Here is a 15,188-nt window from a genome sequence, read left to right as displayed (position 1 = left end):
GTCAGGCGCCCTGTCGCGCCCGTGTGGTGACGCTGTGGTGTGCCTGTGAGTGCGGCTGCCGGCTCATGTCCGGCCGCGGCTCGGGCGGCAGCGTGGGCAGGTGCACCGTGAACACGGTCCGCCCTGGCACGCTGTCGACGGTCACGGAACCGCCGTGCGCGGTCGCCACGGCCTGCACGATGGCGAGGCCGAGACCGGTCGAACCGGTGGAGCGGGAGCGCGCGGAGTCGCCTCGGGCGAACCGCTCGAAGACGTGCGGGAGCAACTCGGCGGGAATGCCCTGCCCGTTGTCCTCCACCTCCACGCACAGCCACCGGTCGCGCCGCTGCACCCGCGCGGTGACGGTCGTGCCGGGCGGGGTGTGGGTTCGGGCGTTGCCGAGCAGGTTGACCAGGACCTGTTGCAGCCGGGCCGCGTCCGCCGACACGAGCGCGGGCTCGTCGGGCAGGTCGAGCCGCCAGTTGTGGTCCTGGCCGGCCGCACGGGCGTCGCTGACGGTGTCCACGACGAGCGGGACGAGGTCGGTCTGCTCGAACTGGAGCGGCCGTCCGGCGTCGAGCCGGGCGAGCAGCAGCAGATCCTCGACGAGGAGGCTCATCCGGCCGGCCTCGGACTCGATCCGGCCCAGGGCGTGCCGGGTGTCGGGCCCGACCTGCTCTCCGCCGCGCCGGGTGAGTTCGGCGTACCCGCGGATGGAGGAGAGGGGGGTGCGCAGCTCGTGGCTGGCGTCGGCGACGAACTGTCTGACGCGGGTCTCGCTCTGCTGCCGTGCGTGCAGCGCCGCGTGGACGTGGTCCAGCATCCGGTTGAGCGCGGCGCCGACCTGGCCGACCTCGGTGTGCGGGTCGGTCTCGGAGTCGGGGACCCGCTCGCTCAGGTTCACCTCGCCGGTGTGCAGGGGCAGTTCCGAGACCCGGGTGGCGGTGGCGGCTACGCGGCGCAGGGGGCGGGTGGCGACACCGACGAGCACGAACCCGGCGAGACCGGCAGCGGCGAGACCGGCGCCGGTGACGCAGACCTCGACCAGGATGAGGGTGTTGACGGTGTTGGTGACGTCCGTGGTCGGGATGGCCACGTAATAGCTGCCCTTGTCACCGCTCTTGTACTCGACCCGGTACTCGCCGAGGCCGGGGATGTCGACGGTTCGCGGCGGGCCCTCGGTCTGTGGCACGGAAGCGAGGGCGGCTCTCTGCTCGGCGTTCAACGACCGTGAGGTCATCTGGTAATTGCCCTCGGAGACGCCGTACACGGACTGCGTGATCCGGCCGCCCTCGATCTTGGCGGCGACCGTACCGCCCGGCTGCGGCCCCCTCGTGACGAAGTCGGTGAGGCTTTCCACCTTGTTCTTCGCGAGCCCGTCGGCCCCGCCCTCGCCGGGCACCAGGGGCGGGCTCTGCGCGGCCCTGGACGCGGCCGCGTCGACCTGGCCGTCCAGCTGCTCGTACAGGTGGGACCTGAGCGCCAGCGTCGTCACCGTCCCGATCACCGCACACACCACGGCGATCAGCACCACGGACGCGACGACGAGCCGCGTCCGCAGCGTGCGCGGCTTGCCTCTTCGCCGCCCGCCCGCCTGCTGCTGCGTCCGCTGCCGCCGCCGTCCGCTCATGACGCCGCGGGCTTGATCAGGTACCCGGCGCCGCGGCGTGTGTGGATCATCGGTTCGCGCCCGGCGTCGATCTTCCGCCGCAGATAGGAGATGTACAGCTCGACGACGTTGGCCTGGCCGCCGAAGTCGTACGACCACACGCGGTCGAGGATCTGGGCCTTGCTGAGCACGCGGCGGGGGTTGCGCATGAGGAACCGCAGCAGCTCGAACTCGGTCGCGGTCAGGTGGATGTTGTTCCCGGCCCGGGTCACCTCGTGGCTGTCCTCGTCGAGGGTGAGGTCGCCGACGACCAGCGTGGAGTCCGAGCGCCGGTCGGCGGCACCGGAGCGGCGTATCAGCCCGCGCAGCCGGGCGACGACCTCCTCCAGGCTGAACGGCTTGGTGACGTAGTCGTCGCCGCCCGCCGTCAGCCCGGCGATCCGGTCCTCGACGGCGTCCTTGGCGGTGAGGAACAGCACCGGCACATCCGGCAGTTCCCGGCGCAGCCGCCCGAGCACGGCCAGCCCGTCCATGTCCGGCAGCATCATGTCGAGGACGACGGCGTCGGGCCGGAAGTCGCGGGCGGCCTGGATCGCGCCCGTGCCGTCACCGGCGCTCCGGATCTGCCATCCCTCGTACCGCAGGGCCATGGACAGCAGCTCGGTGATCGACAGCTCGTCGTCCACCACCAGCACGCGCACTGGGCTCCCGTCCGGCCTGAGCAGTTCGGTGCGCCCCTGGGGCGAGGTCGTGGTCATGTGAACACGATGTCGAGGACCTCTGAGAGCGCCCTTTCGGCAACCTGTGATTTCCCTGAGAAACACACAGGTGCTTCTCAGGGAGCTCCTGGGAAGGCCGCGCTGGAACGCGTGGCACGACCGCGCAGGAACTCGTGGCAAGCCGCGCGGGTCAGAACAGGCCGTCCTGCACGCCGGCCGCCTCCTTGAACTGCCTTACGGGCACGGTCAGTTCGTCTCCCGTGGCGGGAACCAGCGCCCATCCGGTCATCAGCCGCGTGTCGAGCACGACGACCCCGCCGCCGGTGGCCAGGTGCAGATCGGGCCCGGCGGCCGCGACCAGCTCCCCGCCGACCGCACCCCCGGCGACGAGCTCGCTCACGCCGCCGATGGCGACGGGCACGTCCGCCAGCCCGAACACCCCCACGTGATCGACGACCCGCAGCGGCTCCCGCACGAGCGACTCCGGCCACGCGGGAAGAGCGACCGCCCGTTCATACAGCTCGGCGACCTCACGGGCCCGGTCGGCGGCGGTCTCCGGCAGCGCGGCCCGCACCGCCCGCTTCTCGGCGTACGGAATCCGGTCGGGTACCCGCAGGGCCGCCCTGAGCAGCTCCTCCGTACGCCGCGCGGCCATGAGCGGACCCACGCCGAGCCAGCTGAAGCAGACGGCGCCCTGCTCGAGCAGCCGGGCGGAGCCCCGCTCCTCGGCCGTGATCCCGACCTTGACCATGCCGGGTCCGAACCACGCGAGATAGACGTGGTACGGCCGGGGGTCGTCGGCGATGGTGTCCGCGGCCACGGAGTGCGCCCGGTCCAGCCGCGCGCACTCCTCGCACCGCGCCCCCGTACTCCGCCCCGGCACGGCGGCCCCCACGGGGCAGGCGTGCCCCCGAGCCCCCACGCAGATGCGCGCACCCCCTCCCGAGACTCCGAAGGTCACGCGTTTCCCCCAGGTCAGCGCGCTGCGCCGCCCGCCGTCCCACACCAGCACGGGACCATCCGCCGACCACCGCAGCCCCGAGCACTTCCACGCCTGTGCCATCTCTGCCGAGCGTAGGGGGCACCACTGACAACGGGGGAGGGCGGCCGGTGGGGGCGGCCGGTGGGGGGCGACCGGTGGGGGGCGACCGGCGGGAAGGCCGGTGGGGGGGCGACCGGTGGCAAGGCCGGTGGGGGGCGACCGGCGAGGAGACCTTTGGGGGGCGACGGGCGAGGAGAAGCCTCAGCTCGCGGAGTCACCACCGGCAGCGGCGACGGTCTCAGCGCACGGAATCGCCACCGGCAGCGGCGACGGTCTCAGCGCACGGAATCGCCACCGGCAGCGGCGACGGTCTCAGCGCACGGAATCGCCACCGGCAGCGGCGACGGTCTCCGGCTCGCTCTCGCGCTGAGCCGGCATGACCGGCACCACCGCGGACGCGCCGCGACCCCGCCCGGCCAGCCGGCACCCCAGGCACTCCTGGTGCCCGCCCGGCGCCGCCGAGTCCCGGACCCGCCACCCCCACTCCGCCCGGGGCCGCACGCCCGGCCCCTTCCCCCATCCGGAGAGATGCAGGGCCCAGGTGACGAGCAGACTCACGACCCCGATCGCCGCCCCGCCCGCGATCAGCACACCGGAGACGGTGCAGACCCCCAGCCCCGCCACCCCGGCCCCGACGGTGGCGATGCCGCATCCGACCCAGCCCGCGACCGTGTGCCCGTGGTCATACTGATGTGCACTCACGTGTCACTCCCTCGCGCCCGAGGACTCCGACCCGCCGAACCCCTCACCTGCTAAGACTTTTATCGCCCAAACATCTCACGAACTAAGGGATCTGGGAATGCAAGCGAAGCCTCGTCCGGCCGCCACACCGGAGCAGGCACTGTCGGCGATGGACCAGCTCATCGCGACGCACCTGGTCGGACAGCACGAGATCGCCCAACAGGTGGGTCTGAGTGTGACGGACCTCACCTGCTTCGCCTACGTCATCGAGGCCGGTGAGAACCTCCCCACGGCCGGCGATCTGGCGGCCCGCGTCCATGTCACCACCGGCGCGGTCACCGGCATCCTCAACCGCCTGGAGCGCGCCGGCTACATCACCCGCCGCCCCGACCCCGCGGACCGCCGCCGCATCCGGGTGGCGGCCCAGCCCGAGGCGGTGGCCCGCGTCCGGGAGGTCTACGAGCCGTACTACGCCCGCCTCACCCACCTCTTCGCGGACTACTCCCCGGAGGAGGTCGCGGTCCTGCACGACTGGTTCACCCGCGCGAGCACGCTGGCGGCGACCTACCTGGAGGAGCACTGCCGCCCCGACTGAACCAGGGCCCCTGTCGCTACTTGGGCTGACGGGAGTGCCGCTTCGCCCGTCGGCGCACGGTGAAGACGCAGGCGAGCAGGCCGAGCGCCCAGGCGATCAGGAGCGCTCCCCACAGCGGCATGGTCACGATCGGCACGAGAAGGCGGATCTCGACATCCGAGCGGTTCTCGAAGATGAAGACCAGAGCGACCGCGGTGATCAGAACGAACGGTGCGAAACGGCGGACGCCGGGCCGGGCGAAGAACGGCTGGCGCGCCTTGTGGTCCGGGCTGGGCTGAGCCATGGAGCACCTCTCCATCACGTTGCCCCTGACTCCAGCGTCCCCTGCCCCCACGCGTCCCGCCACGGCAACCGTCGCTGCCATGGCGACCATCACTGCCATGGCCACCGTCGCCGCCATGGCAGCCGGCGCCGCTGCGGTCACCGCAAACCGTCGAGCGGCCAAATCCGGCGAACGTCGTAAGCGTCGCGGCTTCCTTACCGCCACTCCAGGACGTCACCCACGCTCAGCGCCCTGTCCGCGCCCCCTGCTGTGATCTTCTTCGGGGTTGCGCCGGGAGTGATGGCGGAGACGAAGTACTCGAGCCGCGTGCCCTGGAGCGAGGCGAAGATCATCTGCTTGCCGTCCGGCGAAATGGCCCGCACCGTGTTCTTCCGATCCGTCGCCGGGATGATCGGATCACCCAGGGTGCCCTTCGGGGCATCCGCCGTGCCGTCGAGCCGAGAAGCGTCCAGCGTCCAGAAGGAGTTCTTCCGCTTCGGATCCTCGGCCTTGCCGAGCCGGGGGCCGCACAGCACGGTCTTGTCGTCGACCCAGCCGTTGGGGTGGCAGTCGGCGTCGAAGGGCATGCGATCTGCCTTCACACGGCCGGCCTTGAGCAGCGCACCGCGCTGTGGCACGTCGACGACGTTGTAGCCCTGCCAGGTGATGAAGGCCGTCGCCCTACGCCCGTTGGGACTGATCCGGACTTCCTTGCCGAAGACCCCGCGCGCCGGGTCGCCCGCGAGCGCAAGGCCGGCACCGTCCATGTAACTGCCATCACCGCCCGCCTGTTCGGTCACCGCGTGATCTCCCGTGACAGAGCGGCTGGCGATCCGCACATGATCCGAGGAGTCGGTCTCGGTGAACCAGACAGCACTGCCGTCCTGGGCGAAGACGGCGTTCTCCTCTTTGGGCGTGTCGCCGAAGCCCTCGCCCTGTTCACCGGACAGCTTGGTCAGCTTGCCGCTGGCATCGACGTAGCCCACCCCCGTCGCCTCGGTCTCTCGATCGAAGAGGACGACGGCCATCCGGGAGAAGTCCTTGTCGAAGAGTTGCCGCAGCCGGGTGACGGCGACAGTGCGCGGCCCGTCCTCGGACGTGCCGACACCGGGGAAGTTGTCGGCGCACAGCTCCACGAGCGGGGAGGCGACATCGTCGGCCTCTGCGACCACGGCCTCGGCCGGGACGGTGAAGGTCCGGGAGACGGTCCGTTTCCACGTCGTCGGATCCCAGCCCGTCACCGTCACGCTGGCCGGATTACTCGCGGGCACCGAGCACGAGGCGGTGACGATCACACCGCTGCCCGGAAAGGCCCCGCTCCCCTGGCCCGCGTCCTTGGTCCCACCCTGCTGTCCGGCAGTCGCCTTGGCGCCCTTGGCGTCGGAGCCGTCATGGCCCCCGCCACACCCCGCGACGAGCGGAAGCACCACCGCGGCGACAGCCAACGCGGTCGGGCCCCCGCCCCACCGACGCCCTCCGTGACCCTCTGTTCCCCTCACGTCCGCGTCCCCTCACGATGTCCTGCCCAGCAGCGGCCACGTGATCGTAATGCGAACCGGCGCGAGTCGGGGTGTAGTTGACGGTCGAGGCTGGACAGGCCACACCGACGCCCGGACCGGGCCATGGCAGGGCAGGGTGAGGACCCACGAGACACCAAAGGCCCCCGGGATTCATCCCGGGGGCCTTTGACTTATGTGCACTCGGCAGGATTCGAACCTGCAACCTTCTGATCCGTAGGCGCGTGCAGCACCGCCACGAACCGCTCGCCTGCTGGGATCCGTTGGCTCGTGCGCCGATCACGGGGGTGCCACGGTGCGCGGTTGTACGCCTGTGTTGATGTCAGCTACTGATGTCGCTCAACATGCCGGGTCGGGGGCGTGTGGGGTGGGTTAGAAGCAGCCGGGGCCGGTGGCGGGGTTGAAGCAGGCGTTGATGCCGGGGCCGCCATCGTTGGTGTTGGTGCCGGGGCCGCCGAAGAGCGCGTCGCTGCCGGGACCGCCGAAGAGGGCGTCGTTGCCGTTGTTGCCGTTCAGGTTGTCGGCGCCGTTGCCACCTTCGATGCGGTCGTTGCCGTCACCGCCGGACAGTACGTCGTTGCCGTCGCCGCCGCAGATGATGTCGTTGCCACCGCGGCCGTCGACCACATCGTTGCCGCCGAGAGCGAAGATCACGTCATTGCCAGGAGTGCCGATCAGGATGTTGTTGCCGTTGGTACCGGTGATGGTGGCCGTGGCGGTCGCGCAGGTGGGGGGCGCCGGCTCGTAGGTGACGGTCACATGAGCCGGCCCCGCTGCGGGAGCGGAGGTACCACCCGTGGGGACGCGGTTCGACCCGCCACCGCCACCACCAGGACCTGCCGTGCCATCGCTGTTGATTTGGCCGCAGCCGCCTCCTCCGCCGCCTCCGAACCAGCCGCCTCCGCCGCCGCCTCCCCCGAAGCCGGTGCCGCCGGTGCCGGCGGCACCGGCCGTACCGTCGGTGCCGGCGGTGGTTGGGTTCGGCGAGCATGCGGCTCCGCCGGTGCCGCCGGTGGTCTGGGTTCCTCCGCCACCGCCGACGCCGCTCTGCGGTCTGTCGCCGCCGTCGCCTCCGATGTCGCCGGCGTCCCCGCCGGTGGCCTCGGGGACCTGGAAGTCGCCGATGGCGGAACCGTAGCCGCCGCCTCCTCCGCCTCCGGCGACGATGAGACGCGGGTCGGTGCCGGGGCTGCCGGTCAGGGTGCAGCCTGGGCCGGCCGAGCTGCAGGTGCGGACGTCGCTGGAACCGCCGCCGACGCCGCCCGAGAAGTTTCCGGTGCCTGGTCCGCCGCCGGTGTTGACGTTCACGAACAGGGTGCTGCCCGGGGTAGCGGTCAGGGTGCCGGTGACGGTGGCCCCGCTCCCGCCTGCGCCACCATTAGGCACGTTCTGGCCTGCGGCGCCTGTGGCGGTGACCGTCAGTTGGGTGACGCCGGACGGGACGGTGAAGGGCTGGTTGGCGCCCACGTTGAAGGTGACCGTCACCGGCGCCGCAGCAGCGGGCGTGGCCGTGGGCACGACCAGGGCCGCCGGCAGTGCCACCGTGGCGAGCAGCACGGCAGCACGCCGGGCCGGGCGCCTCCGCTCACCCGCGACTCCGGCGCCACGTCTCTGGAGCATGGCATGTTGCAGGGTCCGTCTCACGATGGGGACTCCTCGGCAAAGAGCGCGGCACTCAGCACACGCCACGGACATCGGTTGATGTTCAGGCCCCTGCCGGGACCGCCCGACGATCAAGCCACACCCGCCCTGCGTGGTCGTACAGACACACCGTCATACCGCCCGCAATCCGCCGACCAGACGCTCCCCGACCCCGAACTCGCTCCGGTGATCCGTAGGCGGGCGAACCCAGCAGGAGCAGGAACGCAAGTCGCGGGGAAGAAGTGGCAGCCCGCGCCCGGACAGCCGGACGGTCTGATCTTCACCACGACGTATGGTCGGATCACAGACCCCCGCAGCCTGAACAGGATGCTCACCATCCTGTGCCGGGATGCCGGCGTGCGGCGGGTGCGGGTGCACGACCTCCGGCACACATGCGCCTCACTGCTACTCGCGCCAGGGCGTGGACGCTCGCACGATCATGGAAACGCTCGGGCACAGCACCATCACCATGACCCTGGACACGTACGCGCACGTGATGAGCACGACGCTTAAGGCCGCCGCCGACCGGATGGACGACGCCCTTGGGCTGGACGAGTCGGGCGGAGAATCCAGGAGCGAGCAGGAGGCGGACACCGAGAAGTGATCGGCGCCTCTGACCGCGTTGATGTCAGCTGTTGATGTCAAAGGCCCCCTGGGATAATCCCAGGGGGCCTTTGACCTGTGTGCACTCGGCAGGATTCGAACCTGCAACCTTCTGATCCGTAGGATCGGGCAGCACCCCGCAAGGGGAGCCAGCGGGCCATGACCGCGATCGCTCAGGTTAGCGATCATGTGAGTCTGTGTGCCGTCGTTGCCGTCAGCGCTGCCGTCAAATCCCAGCCCAGCCCTGGGAGCCCGCCGAGTCCGAATCAGCCTAGGACAAGTGGTCGGCGAACAAAAGCGCGACCCATGTGCACGCCGATGCTTGCAATAGATGGTGCATGCGAGGAAGTAGGTGAGCCGCGGGTCCCTGTCGACGTTGCCCGCAGAGCCTCGTTGACCTGAATAAAGCCTCGCAATATTCGATCTTGAGAAGGTTCGAGCAACCAAGGTGGTTACGAGTCGCAGTGGGTTATGTCACCATGAGTCACGAGTTGGCGATGACTGGGGGTACTCATGAGCATGATGAGTGGCGAGGACCGTCGGAAGATCTGGATCTATACGCTGTGGGTCGTGGGGGCCGTAGCCTTGGCAATTGTCGGCATCTTCACTGTATCGGCGAACGTGGGCGGGAGTAACAACAACTGCCAAGGGGCTGTTTGCGGAGATAAGAATGTCGGCAATACCGTAGGCGCTACGGAACCCAGCAGGTGAAGCACGATGCGCCGTCTCACTTCGTTGTTCCTGCTTGCTTTTGCGTTCAGCGTGACTGGCTGCACAGACAATACTTGCAATGATTCCATCTGCGGGGATCACAACAAAGACAACAGCGTCGACACGCGAGGATCCGCCTCACCCTTAAAGTCCGCTGCAGAACGAATAAAAGAGCTTGATCTGGGACTCGATGTCGATCTTTTCGAGAGGACTCTTGGCAGAGAGAATAGAGTCTCTACCTACGCGGGCGACAGTGAGGACTTCTTCTACGCAGGAGAGGGCGGAAAGGTTCGAGAGCTCACTGCGAGGATCTACAGAGTTGGCAGTTTCTTCGTTCAAGTGGGAGCGAACAAGGCTGGGACTGTTGTCGTTATGATAATTCAGTCCTGCGATCCAAAGGCGCGACTGGCCTTACCCCGCCAAGGTGAAACCGTAGTACTCAACTCAACTCGCTTTTCCGAGATGGCCAAGGATCCACCCAAACGGGCCAGCTACAACATTCCCGCTTCGAATCCGGGCGAATTAATCGAGTTCTCTACACCCGGTGGAGTTGATGACGGCGTGGGAGAGGTCTGGGGTGTCGGGCCCGCTTGCAATAGCAAGTGGGCCGGAAGCGGGGAAGAACCAATGATCAACTGGAATGGCACTGGTGGGCACTTACGCGTGCCGGCAGTAACCCATTACCCTGCCATACCGAATCCTACGGTCAGTCCGTGGCGGGAGCTGAGTCGCTTCCGCGCGGGGAAAACCATCAACCTTTACGGAAAGGCTTCACCAGTTTTTGACCCGGATCAATTCCCCTTGCTCCCAGGTCATGGCACACCACACGAGATTGTGTCTCGACTGGAGAAGGCCTCCAGTAAGAGTTCACCGCCGGGAGTAGGTACATGAGTTACGTCAGGCGGTCGAGGTCGAGGTCGATTGCATGTTGTGCAGTGACAGCCCTGGCGCTAATAACGGCACTCCTGAGTGGCTGCACTAGCAGTAATTGCACTGGGTCGATCTGCGGAACGGATATCGACAATGGGAATGTGACACGTAGCGAGAGTAGCTCTACCTCACGAGTAAACATTTCCTATCTCGCCGATCTTATACGCAAAGGCCCATTTTTGGAGCCTCTGCCCAGGCCGCTTGAGGTGAAGGGAATCAAAGACGTTCAGATCGCGGACAGCTCGCCTCGAATCGACGCCGTGGCAATCGATTTGCAGTATGTTCCTGGAGAGCAAGAGTACGGCCCCACACCTACTCCGAGTGCACATATTGAAGTTTACAGAAATGCAGAAGACGCTGCGCGACAAGGGAAGCGTAGACTCAATGCGCTTCGCGAGCAGTACAAGAATTCCGATACGCGAGGAGATTCGAAGAGCTTCTTCGTATATGCACCCCATGAGATCATAGCTGGTGGCGTTCGGGGCTTCGTTTACGTTGAGGCCTATTCGTTCCCCGCCGCTAATGCATTTATCTCGCTAGCGACGGGGACAGTCAGTTCGATGCTGCGATATGCGGACAAGATGACTGCACTTGCAACCGGAACAAGCTAATGGGCTTGAGCCGCACGCGCGCGAAACAGGTTGTAGCCGATCGCGGACGCTGCCATCAGAATTTCGGGATCTGGGCAGCTCGCCTAAAGAAGTGCTGGCAGCAGCGACAGGTCCGTCAGCTCACGGCACAGATACATGGCGATCTCCCGGGCCGTGACGAGCTAGCGGGCGCGCGATCCGCCTCACAGGTCCTCGATGGTCAGCCCGAAGTAGTCCGCCGTTCGCGCCCATGATGGCAGTCGACGTGATCTCCGGCGTCGCGTCCTCGCTACGAGGGAGCAAGTCCTTCGTCGACACTGCGCAGAGCTGGGCCCCGTCCCCTCGGCCCGCCACGCCCACATCTGGGGCCCGCTGGTGTCACCTAGATTGTCATCGGCCCCCGATACTCTGGCAGTTCACCGGGGAGGGGACGCCATGGGGAAGCGTCAGCGGCGACGCCAGCAGAACAAGACCACCAAGCAGCAGACACGGACCGTGCAGCGCCATCTCATCCCGAGCGCGGCCGCGCCGCTCGTCGAGGTGGTCTTCCACGAGGACGTCTCCAGCCAGGACAAGCAGACCTGCCTGGACTACTGGGCGTTCACCGAGCCCGGCACCTGGACACGCAAAGTCTCCGACATCGGCCCAAACGCGCAAGTCCTGCGCACAGTGAAAGCCTCCTGCCACGCCGACCTGCTCACGGTCATCTGCCCCGACTGCGCTGGCCCGCGCAGCGTGTACAGCCGCTCCGACGTGACCGCGACCCGTCTGTGGTTCCCCGACGTCTTCCCTCACGAGGAGACCGTGTCGCCGGTCAAGTGCCAGACGTGCCGGGACGCAGAAGCCGCAGAACGAGCCAGGGAAGCCGAACGCGCATCCGAGGAGGAGCGCGAACGGACTGCACGGCAGGTCGAAGCGGCTGGCGTCTGGCTTCGAGAGCAGGCCGACCGGGATGCCCCGAGCAGCCTCCCAGGCCTGGTCGGCGCCCTCACCCTGCTGGCCATGGTGGACATCATGCAGCGCAAGCAGGCGGAGTCGATCGGCCCGCTGAGCAACCTGAACTACACGCTCACCGCGTCCGCCGACACGGACATTGAGGTCATCCGGACCCTCCACCAGGACCGGTGGATCTGCCCCACCACGCCAGCCACCACCAGCAACTTCACCTTCAACGAGGACGGCACCGCCCGCGGCGTGTACATCACCCAGGTTCCCTGGATGCTGGCCCCTCCCTTGAGCGACCCGGCAGGGCGTCGTGAACTGATCGCGCTCCTGCACGACATGCTGTGGGACCGGCCTGATGATCTGCACGAGCAGATCTACAAGCTCGAGGCTGGCATGGCCGTCGACTACCTCGAGGGCCTCCTCACCCGGAAGTACAACGAGGAACCCATCCCCGAGCACCGGCTCCCCGACGCCTACGAGACGTTCCTAAACGCCCGCGAGGAAGGCTTCACGCTCGGACAGCTCGTCGCTGTCGCATGGAGCTCCGCCGCTGGCTCCGTCGCATGGGGGCAGCGAACCCCAGGCCTGAAGCCGGGCAGCGTGTCCGCCGCGTCCGTCACAAACCTGGAACGCCGTATCGGCTACGCCAGGGACCGCCGCATCGACGAATACGAGCTGCCCAGCTGGGTGCCGCGGCCCGCCATCCACTCCACGGCCCTACGACTGCTCCAGCAGCAGGAAGCCGAGCTGGGTGCGCTGAGCCGGTTCCGTGCCCTGCGGCAGCAGGTCGTCAGCCAGGACATCGAGGATCTCGACTACGACCAGGAGGACACCCCAGCCTCCGGCAGCGATGAAGCCCTTGATGCGGCCGACTTCCTACAGAGGCTGCGTTCTGGCGCCGCGCGGGAAAGCACAGACCCGCCCATCACCTACGGCCTGGTCACTCCTGACGGAAGTCTGGAGTTCCACACCGAGCCGCCCGACAAGATGCGAGACAAGGTCAGCCTCGCCGGCTCGGGCTACGTCGACCGCGTTGTGCTCCCCGATCAGGCCCGCGTCCACGCCTACATCGCCGAGCTGGTGCCCGCCTCCGAGGAAAACGCCAATCCAGTCGCTGATCAGATGCTCAGGCTGATGGAGTGCTTCGACGGGCCCTTCTACGGCCCTCTCGCCTTCTTCGGCATTGGGCACAGCAGCCGACGGCCACGCAGCTTGGACGCGGAGCAGCAGGACATGCTGCGCGCCGCCTATGAGGTTGCGGCAGCGAGGGTCAAGTAACCGCTGGTCAGACGTCGCTTCACATTCCCCGGAGAAAAGATGCTGATCGCAGCTCACGATGACGGGTCACGTATCGAGGCCTCACGCGACTTGCCCACAGCAACCTACCTGTGCCCGATGTGCGAGTCACAGGTCATCCTGAAACGCGGGCGCTCAAGGCGGACTCCCTCAGCGGCCTCCCGGTCGCCACCAACAAGATGACCATCGCCGAGTACCTGACGTACTGGCTGACGAACGTCGCCCAGGGCAAGGTCCGCCGGACGACATACGTCAACTACGAGTCCCTCGTCCGTAACTACGTCACCCCGGACTTCGGCCGGAAGAAGCTGGCAAGACTCACTACCCGCGACATCCGCGCCTTCCTCGCAAAGACGGCTGTCACCTGCCATTGCTGCGCCCAGGGCAAGGACAGGAAGCGGCCGGAGCACAAGCGGCGCTGCTGCGCCCTCGGCAAGTGCTGCAAGAAGCTCCCCTCTGACGGGACGGTGCGCTTTCTCCTGGTGATCATGCGCGCTGCTCTCCAGCACGCCGTTCGTGAGGACGAGCCCCGAAACGTGGCCCGAAACGTGGAACTGAGCATGGGAACGAAGCGAGAGATCGAACCGCTCACGGCCAAGGAGGGGCGCCAGCTCCTGGCGGCTGCCCGTGACAACCGGCTCTGGGCCGCATACGAGCTGGCGGTCCGCATCGGCCTGCGGCGTGGTGAGCTGCTGGGGCTGCGCTGGTCGGACGTGGATCTCCACGAAGGCGTCCTCACCGTCCGGCAGGCCCTACAGCGGGTCGGCGGCGAGCTGCTGATCGTCGCGCCGAAGACTCAGCGCTCGGCCCGACGCGTGGCCCTGCCGTCCGAGTGCGTGACAGCGCTCCGCGCTCAGCGCGCCCAGCAGATCGCCGACCGGAAGGCGGCGGGTGCCAACTGGAAGGGGACGGCCCACGGCCTCGTCTTCACCACGAAGAACGGGACCCCCATAGAGCCGCGCAACCTGAACCGCTCCTTCGAGGTGCTGTGCGTCCGTGCCGGCGTCCGCAGGGTCCGTTTTCACGACCTGCGTCACACGTGCGCCTCGCTGCTCCACGAACAGGGCGCCGATGCCCGCATGATCATGGAAGTCCTCGGCCACAGCTCCATCCGCGTGACCATGGACATCTACACCTTCGTACGGCTCGACTCTCAGCGCTTGGCGTTCGACCGTGTCGGGGATGCCCTGAAGTAGGCCGGAGATCTCACTCCGCTTTACGGGCCCGCGCCAAGGCAAATTGGCGCGGGCCCTTGCGTCCTACCGGCAGCCCCCGGGCGGACACGGGTTGTAGCAACCGCCAGGCGGGCATCCGCCCTTATCACCCGGGTAGTAGTCCTCCTCGCTGCTACCACTGTCTCCACTGCTGCCGTCGTCAGCAGACGATCCGTCGTCAGCAGACGTTCCATCGTCAGGTTCGGCGTATTCCCGATCGAGGTAGTCCGGATCGTATTTGGGGTTCTTGTAAAGCCCCTTCGACGACGGACACGCATCGTCCTTCTCTACGGCGTGAAGGATGACATCTGGTTCTTGCGCCAGCCGCGTCCCAGCCTTGACGCTCTGGAAGCACACTTTCCAGTTCGCATAGTCACCAGCTTCGTTGTTCGTGTCGTAGGCCGCCTCGTCCTCGTAAGCAGCCTCGATGGTTACCGCGCCGACGGCATCACCCAGCTTCTCCACCGCGTCGGCGTACGTGGCGCCCTTCACGTTCGGCATCTTGGGCCAAGGGATGCGCTGACCGTCCTTCTTCGGGCATGGTGCCCCGTCTGGCACGGCAGCGAAGTCGACCTTGCTCAAGGTCGCCATCTCGAAGCACACCGTCCAGTCCCCGCCTGGCTTCTCGTCCCGGTCGCTGGCGTCGTGCACTACAACGCTCAGCCCGGTCTGCCTTACTCGCTCCAAGGCACTCTCGACGCTCTTACCGACCTGGCTCCCAGCTGGGCTCGGAGTGGCCGTGATCGTGAGCGTCGCGTTCGGCGTCGACGCCGCATCGTCACAGTCATCGCCACAAGATCGGAGTAGGAGTAGAAGCAGCACCACAGCCAAGACGGCTATGCCACTGAACAACC

General features: G+C 67.4%; 13 protein-coding genes and 2 pseudogenes. 6 read left to right on the top strand and 9 right to left on the bottom strand.

Going from position 1 to position 15,188, the window contains the following annotated elements; translation table 11 throughout:
* Position 1 precedes the first annotated feature (1 nt).
* The 4 genes from BJ965_RS19605 to BJ965_RS19590 form a co-directional block, all read right to left on the bottom strand.
* A complete protein-coding gene (locus tag BJ965_RS19605) occupies positions 2 to 1,609 on the bottom strand; it encodes a sensor histidine kinase (protein ID WP_184909843.1) in 1,608 nt (535 codons plus the stop codon).
* A complete protein-coding gene (locus BJ965_RS19600) occupies positions 1,606 to 2,346 on the bottom strand; it encodes a response regulator transcription factor (protein WP_184909842.1) in 741 nt (246 codons plus the stop codon). The genes BJ965_RS19605 and BJ965_RS19600 overlap by 4 nt, the downstream gene beginning before the upstream one ends.
* A 151-nt stretch (positions 2,347 to 2,497) precedes the next feature.
* Positions 2,498 to 3,370: a DUF2797 domain-containing protein gene (locus tag BJ965_RS19595; RefSeq protein WP_184909841.1), complete on the bottom strand. Its 873-nt coding sequence runs from the start codon at positions 3,368 to 3,370 to the stop codon at positions 2,498 to 2,500.
* 291 nt (positions 3,371 to 3,661) lie between these two features.
* Positions 3,662 to 4,051, bottom strand: a complete 390-nt coding sequence (locus BJ965_RS19590; protein ID WP_184909840.1) for an HGxxPAAW family protein — start codon at positions 4,049 to 4,051, stop codon at positions 3,662 to 3,664.
* A 97-nt stretch (positions 4,052 to 4,148) separates the two neighbouring features.
* On the opposite strand from BJ965_RS19590, the gene BJ965_RS19585 reads away from it, so the two are divergent.
* Positions 4,149 to 4,625, top strand: coding sequence for a MarR family winged helix-turn-helix transcriptional regulator (locus tag BJ965_RS19585; RefSeq protein WP_184909839.1), 477 nt, complete (start codon positions 4,149 to 4,151; stop codon positions 4,623 to 4,625).
* 16 nt (positions 4,626 to 4,641) lie between these two features.
* Here BJ965_RS19585 and BJ965_RS19580 read toward each other — a convergent pair whose 3' ends face one another.
* The 3 genes from BJ965_RS19580 to BJ965_RS39940 all read right to left on the bottom strand — a co-directional run bounded on the left by BJ965_RS19580 (position 4,642) and on the right by BJ965_RS39940 (position 8,024).
* A complete protein-coding gene (locus tag BJ965_RS19580) occupies positions 4,642 to 4,908 on the bottom strand; it encodes a hypothetical protein (RefSeq protein WP_184909838.1) in 267 nt (88 codons plus the stop codon).
* Between the two features lie 194 nt (positions 4,909 to 5,102).
* On the bottom strand, positions 5,103 to 6,332 hold the full coding sequence (locus BJ965_RS19575; protein WP_184909837.1) for a hypothetical protein: 1,230 nt from the start codon (positions 6,330 to 6,332) through the stop codon (positions 5,103 to 5,105).
* A 444-nt stretch (positions 6,333 to 6,776) separates the two neighbouring features.
* Complete coding sequence (locus BJ965_RS39940) at positions 6,777 to 8,024, bottom strand: calcium-binding protein (protein ID WP_184909836.1); 1,248 nt, start codon at positions 8,022 to 8,024, stop codon at positions 6,777 to 6,779.
* Positions 8,025 to 8,466: 442 nt separating this feature from the next.
* Here BJ965_RS39940 and BJ965_RS39435 point away from each other — a divergent pair, with 442 nt between their 5' ends.
* Positions 8,467 to 8,649, top strand: a complete 183-nt coding sequence (locus tag BJ965_RS39435; RefSeq protein WP_246545929.1) for a hypothetical protein — start codon at positions 8,467 to 8,469, stop codon at positions 8,647 to 8,649.
* 716 nt (positions 8,650 to 9,365) lie between these two features.
* Complete coding sequence (locus tag BJ965_RS19560) at positions 9,366 to 10,250, top strand: hypothetical protein (protein WP_184909835.1); 885 nt, start codon at positions 9,366 to 9,368, stop codon at positions 10,248 to 10,250.
* A gap of 751 nt (positions 10,251 to 11,001) precedes the next feature.
* On the opposite strand, the pseudogene BJ965_RS19555 reads toward BJ965_RS19560, so the two are convergent.
* Positions 11,002 to 11,191 (bottom strand): annotated as a pseudogene (locus BJ965_RS19555) (helix-turn-helix domain-containing protein); the annotation flags it as partial.
* 123 nt (positions 11,192 to 11,314) lie between these two features.
* Between BJ965_RS19555 and BJ965_RS19550 the strand changes: the two are divergent.
* From BJ965_RS19550 to BJ965_RS19545, 3 genes and pseudogenes are all read left to right on the top strand, one after another.
* Positions 11,315 to 13,102 (top strand): hypothetical protein, encoded by a 1,788-nt coding sequence (locus tag BJ965_RS19550; RefSeq protein WP_184909834.1) that lies wholly within the window; start codon positions 11,315 to 11,317, stop codon positions 13,100 to 13,102.
* Between the two features lie 39 nt (positions 13,103 to 13,141).
* Positions 13,142 to 13,234: pseudogene (locus tag BJ965_RS40610) on the top strand (hypothetical protein); the annotation flags it as partial.
* A complete protein-coding gene (locus BJ965_RS19545) occupies positions 13,213 to 14,316 on the top strand; it encodes a site-specific integrase (protein ID WP_313666960.1) in 1,104 nt (367 codons plus the stop codon). The pseudogene BJ965_RS40610 and the gene BJ965_RS19545, both read left to right, overlap by 22 nt.
* A gap of 63 nt (positions 14,317 to 14,379) precedes the next feature.
* On the opposite strand, the gene BJ965_RS19540 is transcribed toward BJ965_RS19545, so the two are convergent.
* Entirely contained in the window at positions 14,380 to 15,165 is a 786-nt protein-coding gene (locus BJ965_RS19540; RefSeq protein WP_221513167.1) for a PASTA domain-containing protein, read from the bottom strand.
* Positions 15,166 to 15,188 lie beyond the last annotated feature (23 nt).

Source organism: Streptomyces luteogriseus, assembly GCF_014205055.1.
Classification (GTDB): Bacteria; Actinomycetota; Actinomycetes; order Streptomycetales; family Streptomycetaceae; genus Streptomyces; species Streptomyces luteogriseus.
Note: the sequence above shows the minus strand (reverse complement) of the source record. Positions and strands in the feature narration are given on the sequence as shown.